The organism is Pseudomonas oryzihabitans (assembly GCF_032027545.1).
Classification (GTDB): domain Bacteria; phylum Pseudomonadota; class Gammaproteobacteria; order Pseudomonadales; family Pseudomonadaceae; genus Chryseomonas; species Chryseomonas oryzihabitans_F.
The window spans coordinates 242,592-255,820 of the sequence record NZ_JAVSJB010000005.1; the positions used below are offsets into that span (position 1 = coordinate 242,592).

The window sequence follows — 13,229 nt, forward strand, 5'->3', positions numbered from 1 at the left end:
CGCCGTGCCGGGGACCGCTTTGCCCGTGAAATGCCCGAGGACAAGACAATGACCACACCCAAACGCCCGCTCCGCTCCGCCCAGTGGTTTGGCAGCAACGACAAGAACGGCTTCATGTACCGCAGCTGGATGAAGAATCAGGGCATCCCGGACCACGAATTCCAGGGCAAGCCCGTCATCGGCATCTGCAACACCTGGTCCGAGCTGACCCCCTGCAACGCCCACTTCCGCAAGATCGCCGAACACGTCAAGCGCGGCATCTACGAAGCCGGCGGCTTCCCGGTGGAATTCCCGGTATTCTCCAACGGCGAATCCAACCTCAGGCCCACCGCCATGCTGACCCGCAACCTGGCCAGCATGGACGTGGAAGAAGCCATCCGCGGCAACCCGGTGGACGCCGTGGTGCTGCTCACCGGCTGCGACAAGACCACGCCGGCGCTGCTGATGGGCGCCGCCAGCTGCGACGTGCCGGCCATCGTCGTCACCGGCGGCCCCATGCTCAACGGCAAGCACCATGGCCGCGACATCGGCGCCGGCACCATCGTCTGGCAGATGCACGAGGCCTACAAGGCAGGCGCCATCGACCTCAACGAATTCCTCTCCGCCGAAGCCGGGATGTCGCGCTCGGCCGGTACCTGCAACACAATGGGCACCGCCTCGACCATGGCCTGCATGGCCGAGGCCCTAGGCACCTCGCTGCCGCACAACGCGGCCATTCCGGCGGTGGATTCGCGGCGCTACGTGCTGGCGCACCTGTCCGGCATGCGCATCGTCGAGATGGTGGAAGAAGATCTGCGACTGTCGAAGATCCTCACCAAGGAAGCCTTCGAGAACGCCATTCGCGTCAACGCCGCCATCGGCGGCTCCACCAACGCGGTGATCCATCTCAAGGCCATCGCCGGCCGCATCGGCGTGGACCTGGAGCTGGATGACTGGACCCGGGTCGGCCGCGGCACCCCCACGATCGTCGATCTGCAGCCCTCCGGCCGCTTCCTGATGGAAGAGTTCTACTATGCCGGCGGCCTGCCGGCGGTGATCCGCCGCCTGGGCGAAGCCAAGCTGCTGCCTCACCCCGAGGCCCTGACCGCCAACGGCAAGAGCCTCTGGGCCAACTGCGTCGAGGCGCCCATCTACGGCGACGACGAGGTCATCCGCGCCCTGGACAACCCGCTGCGCGCCGACGGCGGCATCTGCGTGCTGCGCGGCAACCTGGCGCCCAAGGGCGCGGTGCTCAAGCCCTCGGCCGCCACCCCGGCGCTCATGCAGCACCGCGGTCGCGCCGTGGTGTTCGAGAACCTGGAAGACTACAAGGCACGCATCGTCGATCCGGACCTGGACATCGACGAGACCTGCGTGATGGTGCTGAAGAACTGCGGACCCAAGGGGTATCCGGGCATGGCCGAGGTCGGCAACATGGGCCTGCCGGCCAAGCTGCTGGCCAAGGGCATCACCGACATGGTGCGCATCTCCGACGCCCGCATGAGCGGCACCGCCTACGGCACCGTGGTGCTGCACGTGGCACCCGAGGCCTCGGCCGGTGGCCCGCTGGCGGTGGTCCGCGAAGGCGACATGATCGAACTGGACTGCGCCTCCGGCCGCCTGCACCTGGACATCCCCGACGAAGAACTGGCGGCGCGCCTGGCCGACTGGCAACCGCCGGCCGACCAACTGCTGGCCGGCGGGTATCGCCGCCTCTACGTCAACCACGTGCTGCAGGCCGACGAAGGCTGCGACTTCGACTTCCTGGTCGGCTGCCGCGGCGCCGAGGTACCGCGGCACTCCCACTGATCGGCTTCCACCCCCTCTCCTCCGGGAGAGGGTTGGGGTGAGGGGTCTTTACCGCCCCTCCTCCGGCTCCCGGGTCGCCTGACCCACTCTTGCACAACAACAAACCGAAAAGGTGGTCGAGATGAAACGCACGTTAGCCCTCACCGGACTTGGACTGTCACTCATGATCAGCACCCTTACCGCCCAGGCGGCAGGCCTCAGCAGCCAGCAGTCGAGCTTCGGCAAGCTGCCCGATGGCACCCCCATCGAGAAGTTCGTCCTGACCAACAGCCACGGCATGCAGGCCACCGTCATCACCTACGGTGGCGTGCTGCAAGCGCTCAAGGTACCCGACCGCAAGGGCCACAGCGAAGACGTGGTCCTGGGCTTCGATGACGTCCAGGGCTATCTCGACAACCCCACCGTGTTCTTTGGCGCCACCATCGGCCGCTTCGGCAACCGCATCGCCGAGGGCCGCTTCAGCCTCGACGGCAAGAGCTACCAGATTCCGCAGAACGACAAGACCAACGCCCTGCACGGCGGGCCCCAGGGCTTCAACACCAAGGTGTGGAAGGCCGAGCCAGCCAAGGGCGACGGTTGGGTTGGGGTAACCCTGAGCTATGTCTCCCCGGATGGCGAGATGGGCTTTCCCGGTACCCTCACCACCCAGGTGACCTACCAGCTGGACGAACACAACCAGCTGACCCTCAAGTACCGCGCCACCACCGACAAGCCGACGGTGCTCAACCTGACCAACCACAGCTACTTCAACCTAGCGGGCGCCGGCAGCGGCACCGTGCTCAAGCAGGTGGCGATGCTCAATGCCGACAAATACACGCCAGTGACCGCCAAGCTGATCCCCACCGGCGAGTTGCCGCCCGTGGCCGGCACGCCGATGGACTTCCGCAAGCCCACCGCCATCGGCAAGCACATCGCCGACGACAACCAGCAACTGAAGTACGCCGAACCCAAGCAGGGTGGCTATGACTTCAACTGGGTGCTCAACACCGCTGGCGATCTCGAGAAAGCCGCCGCCGTGGTGACCGACCCGGGCTCCGGTCGCACCCTGACCCTCTACACCACCGAACCGGGCGTGCAGTTCTATACCGGCAACTTCCTGGAAGGGAACATCAAGGGCAAGGCCGGCAAGACCTACGGCCACTGGGGTGCCTTCACCCTGGAAACCCAGCACTACCCGGATGCGCCCAACCAGCCGAACTTCCCCACCACCCGCCTGGACCCTGGCCAGACCTACACCCAGACAACGATCTTCAAGTTCTCTGCCAAATAGGGCTGCCTGGCTCTTGTGAAGAAGGCCGCCCTCAGGAGCGGCCTTTGGATTTTGGTCGCCCCGTTTCCCTCACCCCAACCCTCTCCCAGAGGGAGGCGATTCGGAGCGTGCTTGAGCCCCGTAGCGTGGAAAACGGCGCAGCCTTTTCCACTGTTCTGCCACCTGCCCCTTTCCAACGCCCAATAAAAAACCGGCACCTCACGACGCCGGGTCTTCGAACAGCCCGTAGCGTGGAAAACGGCGCAGCCTTTTCCACTGTCCTGCACCGCGCCTTCCACCACCCGATAAAAAACCCGGCACGTTACGACGCCGGGTCTTCGAACAGTCCGTAGCGTGGAAAACGGCGCAGCCTTTTCCACTGTCCTGCCACCTGCCCCTTTCCACCGCCCAATAAAAAACCGGCACCTCACGACGCCGGGTCTTCGAACAGCCCGTAGCGTGGAAAACGGCGCAGCCTTTTCCACTGTCCTGCCATTGGCCCTTTCCACCACCCAATAAAAAACCCGGCGTCTCGCGACGCCGGGTCTTCCCACAGCTCAAGACCCCGCGATCAGATCGCCGCCTTGGTGTTCTCGCCGTTCACCAGACGCTGGATGCCCAGCGGATTGGCGTTCTGCAGGGCTTCCGGGAGGAAGGCGTCCGGGTAGTTCTGGTAGCACACCGGACGCAGGAAGCGGTCGATGGCCAGGGTACCGACCGAGGTGCCGCGGGCATCGGAGGTTGCCGGATAGGGACCGCCATGGACCATGGCATCGCAGACTTCCACGCCGGTGGGATAGCCGTTGAGCAACAGGCGACCGGCTTTCTGCTCCAGCAGGCCAATGATGGCCTCGAAGCGCTGCAGATCGGCCGGCTCGGCCAGCAGGGTGGCGGTCAGCTGGCCGTGCAGGCCTTGCAGCGCCTGCTGCAGCTGAGCTTCGTCAGCCACCTCGACCACTACGGTGGTAGGACCGAAAACTTCTTCCTGCAGCAGCTCGTCGTTTTCCAGCAGCAGGCTCACATCAGCCTTGAACAGCTGCGGACGCGCCTGGTTGCCTTCCTGGTTGGCACCGGCCAGGTGCTGCACACCGGAATGGGCCAGCAGCGCCGCGACGCCCTTCTCGTAGCTCTTCAGGGTGCCCGGATTGAGCATGGTCTGGGGCGCCTGCTCGTTCATGGCACCGGCCAGGCGCTCGAGGAAGCTGCTGAACTCGGGCGAACGCACGCCGATGACCAGGCCCGGATTGGTACAGAACTGGCCGCAGCCCAGGACCACGGACGCCGCGAGTTCGCCGGTGATGGCCTCGCCACGGGCCTTGAGCGCCTCGGGCAGGATCACCACCGGGTTGATGCTGGACATCTCGGCGAACACCGGGATCGGCTGCGGACGAGCCGCGGCCATGTCGCACAGGGCACGACCGCCGCGCAGCGAGCCGGTGAAGCCCACTGCCTGGATGGCCGGGTGCTTGACCAGCTGCTCACCCACGCCACCGCCATAGATCATGTTGAACACGCCCTTGGGCATGCCGGTCTTCTCCGCGGCGCGGATCACCGCGTCGGCCACGTATTCGGCGGTGACCATGTGGCCGCTGTGGGCCTTGAACACCACCGGGCAACCGGCGGCCAGGGCCGCGGCGGTGTCGCCACCGGCAGTGGAGAAGGCCAGCGGGAAGTTGCTGGCGCCGAACACGGCCACCGGACCCAGACCGATGCGGTACTGACGCAGGTCAGGACGCGGCAGCGGCTTGCGCTCGGGCAGCGCGGTGTCGATGCGTGCACCGTGGAAGTCACCGCGGCGCAGCACCTTGGCGAACAGGCGCATCTGGCCGCTGGTACGGCCGCGCTCACCCTGGATGCGACCAGCCGGCAGCGCGGTTTCCTGGCAGACCAGCTGGACGAAGTCCTCGCCCAGGCCATCCAGTTCGTCGGCGATGGCATCGAGGAAGGCCGCGCGCTTTTCGGCGCTCAGCTTGCGGTACAGGGGCGCGGCCTGCTCGGCGGCGCGGGCGGCGGCATCGACCTCGGCCGCGGACGCCTGGAAGAATTCGTAGGGCAGTTTCTCGCCGGTCGTGGCGTCGATGCTGTAGACCCGCACCTCGCCCTCGCCGCTGCGAGCGCCACCGATGTAGTTCTTGCCTTGGATCTGCATTGTTCTCGACTCCTTATACCTAGGGGTTCAGGGAAGACCACCCGCCAAGGGGAGGTCTTCGAAAGGGTGGCACGCTCAGTGTCCGAGCAGCCGGGCCAGCCTGTGCGATACCCACTCTAGCATTCGCATAGTCAGCAGTCATCATACAACTATCAGAGTTGCCGGACCTGCCCGGGCTGAAAGGCTGCCGTGCCGGCCTTGACGCCATTGCTCAGCGGCTCGCCGAATTCCGGCACCGCGATCTCGAATCTGTCGCCCGGCTCGACGCGCACACCGTCGGCGAAGGACAGCGTCGCCGTGCCGAAGAAATGCACATGGACATCACCCGGCCGCAGGAACTGGGCGTACTTGAAGTGGTGATACTCAAGGTTCTCCAGGCTGTGGCACATGTTGTCCTCGCCGGAGAGGAATTCCTTTTCCCAGAGCACCTGTTCGCCGCGACGGATACGGCTGGTGCCTGCCAGATGACGCGGCAGCTCACCGGTGCGCAGCGCCGGACCGAAGCTGCAGTAGCGTAGTTTGGAATGGGCCAGGTAGAGATAGTTCTTGCGTTCCATCACGTGGTCGGAGAATTCATTGCCCACCGCATAACCCAGCCGATAGGGCTTGCCGTCGTCGCCGATCACATAGAGACCGGTCAGCTCGGGCTCTTCGCCGGCGTCTTCGGCGAATTCCGGCAGCGGGATGTCGGCACCGGGACGCACCAGGATGCCGCCGTCGCCCTTGTAGAACCATTCCGGCTGGGCACCGGCCGTGCCGGTCGCGGGCCGACCGCCCTCCACGCCCCATTTGAACATGCGCATGGAGTCGGTCAGCTTGGCCTCCTCCTGGCTGTTCTGCTGGTGCATCTTGTCACGGGTAGCGGCGCTACCCAGGTGGGTCAGACCGGTCCCGGTGACCAGGCAGTGCGCCGGATCCTCGTGGTCCAGCGGCGGCAACAGCCGACCGCCATCGACCAGCTCGGCGTAGGCCGGGCCGGGCTCCAGGCCCAGGGTCTGCACCTGAGACTCCAGCGAAACGCCGGCACGGATGGCCTGCAGCGCCAGGGTCCGGGTGCTGGTGGCACCGCGGACCTGCTGGACCTCGCCGCGCTCGACCACGCCGACGCAGCGCTGGCCCTGTTGGTCTTCGAACTGAATCAGGTGCATGGCATTCTCCTTGTTGGTTATCGCCTGAAGGAGACTTTACTCGGCGCTATAGGGCCTGCCTAATGAGAGCTCCCTATCCCGCGATAACCAACGGTTATTCCCATGCTGCCATCCCTGGGCTCCATCGCCTCCCGTCTGCGCCTGCGGCAACTGCGCCTGCTGATCGCCCTCGACGAGGAAGGCTCGCTGCACAAGGCCGCCGAGCGCATCGCCATTTCCCAGCCCGGCGCCACCAAGGCCCTGCACGAAATCGAGAGTACCCTGGGCGCCACCCTCTTCCTGCGCACCCATCAGGGCCTGCAGCCCAATGACCTGGGCCGCTGCGTGATCCGCTATGCGCGGCTGATCGAGAGCGACCTGGCCCATCTGCGCGAAGAGATGCTCGGCATTCTCCAGGGCGAAGGGGGCCGGCTGGCGGTAGGGGTGATCATGGGCGCCGTGCCCCGCCTGATCGCCGCGGTGTCGCGCCTGGGTGCGGCGCAACCCCAGCTGGGGATCGAGATCATCGAGGACACCAGTGTGCGGCTGCTCGACCTGCTCGACGCCGGCCGCATCGAGGTGGCCATCTGCCGCAGCAGCGTCAGCCGCCGGCCGGATGCCTATGACTGCCTGGAGGTGCGCGAAGAGCGGCTGGAGATCGTCTGCCATCCCCGTCATCCGCTGGCGGAGTCGGAGACGCTGGGGCTGGCCGAGCTGGTCGACAGTCGCTGGATCGTCTATCCGGCCAACCTGCCCATGCGCCTGACCCTGGAACGGGAATTTCGCGCGGCGGAACTGGAGTTCCCGCGCTATCCGGTAGAGACCTCCTCCACCTTCACCCTGCTTGGCCTGCTGCAGGAAGACGCCAATCAGGTGGCCATGCTGCCCAGCGACATCGCCCAGTTCGGCGAAAGACACGGCCTGCTCAAGCGCCTGCCAGTGGTGCAACGCACCCGCAACGAACCCTATTCGATCCTGGTGCGCCAGGGCGCGGGACTGTCGGCGGCGGCGCAGTTGCTGCTGCAGCAATGGCGGATGGAAGGTGAGGTGGTTAGGTAAAAGCATCAGGCCCTGTAGGAGCGGCCCATGGCCGCGATACCAGCGAGGGAAAAACTCAATACGTCGGCAACGTCACCCCATGGAACAGGGTCTCCAGCTCCTGCCGCGACGGTGTCTGCATGGCCTCGGTGAGGACGTCACGGGTCAGGTGCGGCGCGAAGCGGCCGATGAAGTCGCACATGAAACCGCGCAGGAAGGTGCCGCGGCGCAGGCCGATCTTGGTCACGCTGGCTTCGAAGAGATGGCTGGCATCCAGGCAGACCAGGTCGGCATCGGCCTTGAGATCCACCGCCATGTCGGCGACGATCCCCACGCCCAGGCCCAGGCGTACGTAGGTCTTGATGACGTCGGCATCCGCGGCGGTCAGCACCACGTTGGGCTCCAGGCCGTGGCGGGCGAAGGCCTCGTCGAGCTTGGAACGACCGGTGAAGCCGAAGACATAGGTCACCAGTGGCTGCTCGGCAAGCTGCTCCAGGGTCAGGTTCTCCACCTTCGCCAGCGGATGGCCCTGCGGCACGATCACGCAACGGTTCCAGCGATAGCAGGGCATCATCACCAGGTCGTTGAAGCGCTCCAGGCCTTCGGTGGCGATGGCGAAGTCCACGGTACCATCGGCGGCCATCTCGGCGATCTGGGTTGGCGAACCCTGGTGCATGTGCAGGGCCACGTCCGGGTACTGCTTGATGAATTCGCTGATCACGTCCGGCAGGGCGTAACGCGCCTGGGTGTGGGTAGTGGCGATGGACAGGGTGCCCTTGCGCTCGTTGGAGAATTCCTGGGCGATCTGCTTGATGCTCTCGCACTTGCGCAGGATCTCACCGGCGGTCTGGATGATCCGCTCGCCCGCGGGCGTCACCCGCGTCAGGTGCTTGCCGCTGCGGGCGAACACCTCGACGCCCAGTTCGTCCTCGAGCAGGCGGATCTGCTTGCTGATGCCGGGCTGCGAGGTATAGAGACTCTGGGCGGTGGCGGAAACATTCAGATCGTGGTGGGCGACTTCCCAGATGTATCGCAACTGTTGCAGCTTCATGCCGGCTCCTCGCTAACCCGTGCGCAAGCATATAACAGTAATGCAGCCCTTCAGCTTTTTCTAGACCGAAATCGAATTAAGTCGCATACAGGCATGAGCGACCGCCCACCGATCAGCCCTGACGCAGCGGCACCAGGTAGATAGGGATACGGGCCGTCTGCAACAGGCGGCTGGCCGTCCGCCCCAGCGGCGCGACCTGATCGTCGCCCTGGCTGCGACTGCCGATCACCAGCAGATCGGCGGCGAAGTCCTGGGCCTGCTTGAGGATGATCACCGGCGGATCCCCCTGGAGTACCCGCACGGCCCGCACCAGGCCCAGGGTCGCCGGGGTCTCCAGGAGGTCCTGGCGCAGGGATTCGAAGACCTGCTGCTCGATGGTCTCCAGCACCAGGTCCAGGCCGCCATTGCGCAGGCGATCCAGGGATTCCCCGTCCAGGTGCTGTTGCAGCAGGGTGGAGGCCAGCAGACCAAGGGGCTCCACCACATGGACGACATACAGCCGCGCCTGGTGGATGCGAGCCAGGTTCAACGCGTGCTGGAAGACATAGGACGAACACAGGCCCAGGTCCGTGGCGTAGAGCAGGGAACGGATCACGATTCCTCCTGGCAAGGTCACCCAACCTGACCGGTCCGACGCGGGATAGCTCTTTCAGCCTAGCAGCCTATTGCCAGTTTCGCCGGGAGCCACGCCCTAGAGGCCCTCGGGCGCTCGTCGGTCAAGGGCTATCGCGGTCCGGCCAACCCCCGAACCGAGGCAGCCGCTCAGGGCAGTTCCTCCGGCTCGCGGCCTGCAGCCACCTCGATGGCTGCCACCAGCGCCGGCTCCCGCAGCGGCGCCTGCACCGGGCCGAGGAAGTCGCCGTCGCGCACCAGGAACAGCGCTGGCAGGTGAAAGACGCCATAGCGCTGCACCAGGCCGCCGCTGCGTTCGGCATCCACCCAGTACAGTCGCTCCACCGGTAGCCGCGCGGCCGGCAGCACCTGGCGCGCCACACGGCAGCTGGCGCAGCCGACACTGGTGAAGATCAGCAAGGAGCGCCCCGGCGCCGCCAGCAACACGGCATCCGCCGTCCCATCATCCAGTTCCATCGCCAACCCCGGTGCGATCATCGCCAAAGCACGCCATTGGCGCTGCCAATCGCGTCGTAGCCATTGTGAGCGGGCGGTACAAGCGTTAAGGTGCCCCACCCTTCCTTCTGCATTTTGCCTGCACGGGCCCCGACCTGTCGCAGCGCCGTGACCGACGAGTAGCACCATGGCCGCACAGCCCCGCCTTAACGACCTCAACATCGAAGCCAACGAGCCGCTGATCACCCCCGAGCAGCTCAAGCAGGAGATCCCGCTGAGCGATCTCGCCGCCGACACCGTCGCCCAGGGTCGCCAGGTCATCCGCGACATCCTCGACGGCAAGGACCATCGCCTCTTCGTGGTGATCGGCCCCTGCTCGATCCACGACATCAAGGCCGCCCACGAATACGCCGAGCGGCTCAAGACCCTGGCGGCCACGGTCAGCGACACCCTCTACCTGGTCATGCGCGTCTACTTCGAGAAGCCCCGCACCACCGTGGGCTGGAAGGGCCTGATCAACGATCCCTACCTGGACGACTCCTTCAAGATCCAGGACGGCCTGCACATCGGTCGCCAACTGCTGCTGGACCTGGCGGAAAAGGGCCTGCCCACCGCCACCGAGGCCCTGGACCCGATCTCCCCCCAGTACCTGCAGGACCTGATCAGTTGGTCGGCCATCGGCGCCCGCACCACCGAATCCCAGACCCACCGCGAGATGGCCTCGGGCCTCTCCTCCGCGGTCGGCTTCAAGAACGGCACCGACGGCAGCCTCACGGTCGCCATCAACGCCCTGCAGTCGGTCTCCAGCCCGCACCGTTTCCTCGGCATCGACCAGCGCGGCCAGGTCTCGGTGGTGATGACCAAGGGCAACCCCTACGGCCATGTGGTGCTGCGCGGTGGCAACGGCAAGCCGAACTACGACTCGGTCAGCGTCACCCTCTGCGAACAGGCGCTGGTGAAGGCCAAGGTCAAGCCCAACATCATGGTCGACTGCAGCCACGCCAACTCCAACAAGGACGCCGCCCTGCAGCCGCTGGTGATGGACAACGTCGCCAACCAGATCGTCGAGGGCAACACCTCCATCGTCGGCCTGATGGTGGAAAGCCACCTGGGCTTCGGCAACCAGCCGATCCCGGCGGACCTGTCGCAGCTGGAGTACGGCGTCTCGGTGACCGATGCCTGCATCGACTGGGCCATGACCGAGAAGAGCATTCTCGACATGCACCGCAAGCTCAAGGACGTGCTGCCGCGTCGCGCGCGCGACTGATCGACGGTACAGACGAAAACGCCGGGCCAAGCCCGGCGTTTTTTTGCGTTCTACTTCAGGCCAGCGGCGTCACCTGGCCGCGACGTTCGAGGTAGTGCTCGACGTAGGAGCAGGAGGGAATGACGCTGTAGCCGCGGCTCTCGGCGTAGTTCAGCGCGTGCTCGGTCAGCCGCGCTGCCAGGCCGCGCCCACGCAGGGCATCGGGGACGAAGGTGCGATAGAAATCCATGGTCTGCTTGCCCAGATCCATGTAGGCAAGATAGGCGCGCTGGCCGTCGACAGAAAGGTGGAATTGATGATTGGCCTCATCGTGCTCCACGTGCAGGGACTCGTTCATGACTACTCCTTGGCGGTTTGGCTCCGCCTTATCCATTGTTATCGATGATACCCGAAGACGAGAACGCACCCTTCCTGTGCAGGACTGAGCCACAGCGCGTCAGACCCCCACGGAAGAGACAGGTTCTAACCAGCTGTCGCACCGTAAAAACCGACTATAACAGGCGCCTTCGCCCGGACGTAGCCTCTACCCGCTTGACATCTTTCGTCCATCCTCTAACGTTTTGAAACGTTCGAGGCTTTCCGCCCTCAAAGCTGTGGCTGATACCGGTCGCAAGCCTGCTTGGCGAGCGCGCGGAGCCTGAGAGAAGAATTTCCGCAAAAATTCCTCCTTCAACGGGTTCGTTCAGTTTACTTACGACCGGTAATGAGTAGTATGTAGCCGCAATTTTCCACTTGGAAAATTGACCTTAAAACAGGATGTCTACCTCAAGGGGTTTACGATGAACAATGCTCTGAAATTCGCCGCCCTGGCTCTGGCCGCTGCTCTGGCCACTGGTTGCAGCACCGCTAACAAGGAAAGCGAAGCTCGCCTGACCGCTACCGAAGACGCCGCTGCCCGCGCTCAGGCTCGTGCTGACGAAGCCTACCGTCACGCTGACGAGGCCCTGGCCGCCGCTCAGAAAGCTCAGCAGACCGCTGACGAAGCCAACGAGCGCGCCCTGCGTATGCTGGAAAAAGCCAGCCGCAAGTAAGCGCCCCGGCTGGGAGGCGAGTGGCAACAGTCGCCTTTCACGGAGCAAACAAAAAGCCCGCCATTTCATGGCGGGCTTTTTGTTTGGCTGCTCGAAGGCGCCGCGCTAGGCGCCTCCGGCCTGGATCACAGGGTCTTGGCAGGCGCCTTGGCCACCGTTCCCGGAGCCACCCCGGCGGGCAGGTCGGCGATTTCCACCGGCAGGCCGTCCTGGCCCTGCACCACGTCACGCACGGTATTCCAGTTCACCGCGCTGTTGGCTTGCAGCAGGTCGTCACGCTTGATCAACGCGTTGACCACCGCGGCCTGGCGGTCGATCTCGGTCGGGTCGCCCTTGAGGTTCACCGGCTGGTGAGCTTCCAGGTAGAGCTTGCCCTGGCTCACGCCGAACTTGTAGGGCTCGTCGATGATCCGCACCGGGGTGCCGATCGGCAGCATGCCCACCAGCTCGGTGACATTGAAGTTGTACATGCGGAAGCAGCCGTGGCTGGTCTGGGTACCGATACCGAACTTCCGGTCCGAACCATGGATCAGGTAACCCGGCATGGTCAGACGGATCTTGTAGGGTCCCAGGGGATTGTCCGGACCGGGCGGTACCACCTTGGGCAGCGGATCGCCTTCGGCGGCGTGTTCGGCGCGAATCGACTCCGGCGGATACCAGGCCGGGTCCTTGATCTTGTCCACCACCTTGGCGACCCCGACCGGCGAGCCCCAGCCTTCACGGCCGATACCCAGCGGATAGGTGAACACCGTGTGGCCACCCTTGGGGTAGTAGTACATCCGGTATTCGGCAATGTTGATGACGATGCCTTCACGCGGCCCCGGCGGCAGGATGAAGCGCGTCGGCAGCACGATCTCGGTGCCGGCGCCCGGCAGCCAGGCATCCACGCCCGGGTTGGCGGCGACCATCTCGTTGTAGCCCAGGTCGTACTTCTGGCCGAGGTCGGCGAAGGTGTCTTCGTAGGCGGCCTTGATGACCTGAACCTCGCCGACCAGGTCTTCGCCGGGCGGCGGCAGCGGCAATTCCAATGCCTGCGCCGTACCCGCGCTCAACAGACCAAACAGCGAGAGGGAACCGACCAGGGTCGAAACGCGCGCGGGCATGGGATGAATCCTTGCAAGGAGCAGTGAGGTGAAGGCGCGGATTGTACACGCCCCGATCCGCGTCCGGCAGGGTCTCAAAAAGCCTGTAACGGATTGGGCAGGCCGCGTTTGGCGCCCTGCAAACGCTCCACGCAGGCCGGGCACAGGGTCTTGAGGCCGAGTGCGCGACGATCCAGCGGATGCAGACGGGGCCGCGCCGGCAGCAGGGTGCCGCACAGGGTGCGGTCGGTGGGCGAGCCCAGCTCCAGTTGGCGGGCGACGATATGGACCCGGCCCTCGCGGCAGGCGAACAGGTCGAGCTGGGCATCGGGCTGGATCAGCTGATAGCCATGCATGGACCGGGAAAGGCGGGACATCG

Annotated in this window: 13 protein-coding genes; 5 read left to right on the forward strand and 8 right to left on the reverse strand. The window is 65.2% G+C overall.

Translation table 11 applies throughout. From position 1 onward, the window contains the following. The first annotated feature begins 48 nt into the window (after positions 1–48). Positions 49–1,788, forward strand: coding sequence for an IlvD/Edd family dehydratase (locus RND78_RS10655; protein WP_312728546.1), 1,740 nt, complete (start codon positions 49–51; stop codon positions 1,786–1,788). Between the two features lie 121 nt (positions 1,789–1,909). Then, a complete protein-coding gene (locus tag RND78_RS10660) occupies positions 1,910–3,058 on the forward strand; it encodes an aldose epimerase family protein (RefSeq protein WP_312728547.1) in 1,149 nt (382 codons plus the stop codon). Between the two features lie 550 nt (positions 3,059–3,608). Here the strand turns inward: RND78_RS10660 and RND78_RS10665 are convergent. Further along, positions 3,609–5,186 carry an aldehyde dehydrogenase (NADP(+)) gene (locus RND78_RS10665; protein WP_312728550.1) on the reverse strand — a complete coding sequence of 526 codons (1,578 nt, stop codon included), beginning with the start codon at positions 5,184–5,186 and terminating at the stop codon, positions 3,609–3,611. Between the two features lie 152 nt (positions 5,187–5,338). Continuing rightward, the gene (gene araD1, locus RND78_RS10670; RefSeq protein WP_312728552.1) at positions 5,339–6,334 is read right to left on the reverse strand and encodes an AraD1 family protein; all 996 of its coding nucleotides are present in this window, start codon (positions 6,332–6,334) and stop codon (positions 5,339–5,341) included. 102 nt (positions 6,335–6,436) lie between these two features. On the opposite strand from araD1, the gene RND78_RS10675 reads away from it, so the two are divergent. Further along, complete coding sequence (locus RND78_RS10675; protein WP_312728554.1) at positions 6,437–7,372, forward strand: LysR family transcriptional regulator; 936 nt, start codon at positions 6,437–6,439, stop codon at positions 7,370–7,372. 55 nt (positions 7,373–7,427) lie between these two features. Here RND78_RS10675 and cysB read toward each other — a convergent pair whose 3' ends face one another. From cysB to RND78_RS10690, 3 genes are all read right to left on the reverse strand, one after another. Then, positions 7,428–8,402 (reverse strand): HTH-type transcriptional regulator CysB, encoded by a 975-nt coding sequence (gene cysB, locus RND78_RS10680; RefSeq protein WP_059226711.1) that lies wholly within the window; start codon positions 8,400–8,402, stop codon positions 7,428–7,430. A 112-nt stretch (positions 8,403–8,514) separates the two neighbouring features. Continuing rightward, the gene (locus RND78_RS10685) at positions 8,515–8,997 is read right to left on the reverse strand and encodes a universal stress protein (protein ID WP_312728560.1); all 483 of its coding nucleotides are present in this window, start codon (positions 8,995–8,997) and stop codon (positions 8,515–8,517) included. A gap of 167 nt (positions 8,998–9,164) precedes the next feature. Continuing rightward, the gene (locus tag RND78_RS10690) at positions 9,165–9,491 is read right to left on the reverse strand and encodes a thioredoxin family protein (protein WP_312728562.1); all 327 of its coding nucleotides are present in this window, start codon (positions 9,489–9,491) and stop codon (positions 9,165–9,167) included. A gap of 166 nt (positions 9,492–9,657) precedes the next feature. On the opposite strand from RND78_RS10690, the gene RND78_RS10695 reads away from it, so the two are divergent. Then, positions 9,658–10,737, forward strand: coding sequence for a 3-deoxy-7-phosphoheptulonate synthase (locus tag RND78_RS10695; RefSeq protein ID WP_059226708.1), 1,080 nt, complete (start codon positions 9,658–9,660; stop codon positions 10,735–10,737). 55 nt (positions 10,738–10,792) lie between these two features. Here RND78_RS10695 and RND78_RS10700 read toward each other — a convergent pair whose 3' ends face one another. Continuing rightward, positions 10,793–11,074: a GNAT family N-acetyltransferase gene (locus tag RND78_RS10700; protein WP_058790539.1), complete on the reverse strand. Its 282-nt coding sequence runs from the start codon at positions 11,072–11,074 to the stop codon at positions 10,793–10,795. Between the two features lie 442 nt (positions 11,075–11,516). Here RND78_RS10700 and RND78_RS10705 point away from each other — a divergent pair, with 442 nt between their 5' ends. Then, positions 11,517–11,768 (forward strand): Lpp/OprI family alanine-zipper lipoprotein, encoded by a 252-nt coding sequence (locus RND78_RS10705; RefSeq protein WP_007160560.1) that lies wholly within the window; start codon positions 11,517–11,519, stop codon positions 11,766–11,768. Between the two features lie 125 nt (positions 11,769–11,893). On the opposite strand, the gene RND78_RS10710 is transcribed toward RND78_RS10705, so the two are convergent. Next, entirely contained in the window at positions 11,894–12,871 is a 978-nt protein-coding gene (locus tag RND78_RS10710; protein WP_312728568.1) for a L,D-transpeptidase family protein, read from the reverse strand. A gap of 74 nt (positions 12,872–12,945) precedes the next feature. Continuing rightward, positions 12,946–13,227, reverse strand: coding sequence for a hypothetical protein (locus RND78_RS10715; RefSeq protein ID WP_312728571.1), 282 nt, complete (start codon positions 13,225–13,227; stop codon positions 12,946–12,948). Between the last annotated feature and the right edge of the window lie 2 nt (positions 13,228–13,229).

Coding starts and splice junctions, on each gene's coding strand:
- RND78_RS10655 (WP_312728546.1), top strand. CDS start 49: ATGACCACACCCAAACGCCCGCTCCGCTCCGCCCAGTGGTTTGGCAGC.
- RND78_RS10660 (WP_312728547.1), top strand. CDS start 1,910: ATGAAACGCACGTTAGCCCTCACCGGACTTGGACTGTCACTCATGATC.
- RND78_RS10665 (WP_312728550.1), bottom strand. CDS start 5,186: ATGCAGATCCAAGGCAAGAACTACATCGGTGGCGCTCGCAGCGGCGAG.
- araD1 (WP_312728552.1), bottom strand. CDS start 6,334: ATGCACCTGATTCAGTTCGAAGACCAACAGGGCCAGCGCTGCGTCGGC.
- RND78_RS10675 (WP_312728554.1), top strand. CDS start 6,437: ATGCTGCCATCCCTGGGCTCCATCGCCTCCCGTCTGCGCCTGCGGCAA.
- cysB (WP_059226711.1), bottom strand. CDS start 8,402: ATGAAGCTGCAACAGTTGCGATACATCTGGGAAGTCGCCCACCACGAT.
- RND78_RS10690 (WP_312728562.1), bottom strand. CDS start 9,491: ATGGAACTGGATGATGGGACGGCGGATGCCGTGTTGCTGGCGGCGCCG.
- RND78_RS10695 (WP_059226708.1), top strand. CDS start 9,658: ATGGCCGCACAGCCCCGCCTTAACGACCTCAACATCGAAGCCAACGAG.
- RND78_RS10700 (WP_058790539.1), bottom strand. CDS start 11,074: ATGAACGAGTCCCTGCACGTGGAGCACGATGAGGCCAATCATCAATTC.
- RND78_RS10705 (WP_007160560.1), top strand. CDS start 11,517: ATGAACAATGCTCTGAAATTCGCCGCCCTGGCTCTGGCCGCTGCTCTG.
- RND78_RS10710 (WP_312728568.1), bottom strand. CDS start 12,871: ATGCCCGCGCGCGTTTCGACCCTGGTCGGTTCCCTCTCGCTGTTTGGT.
- RND78_RS10715 (WP_312728571.1), bottom strand. CDS start 13,227: ATGTCCCGCCTTTCCCGGTCCATGCATGGCTATCAGCTGATCCAGCCC.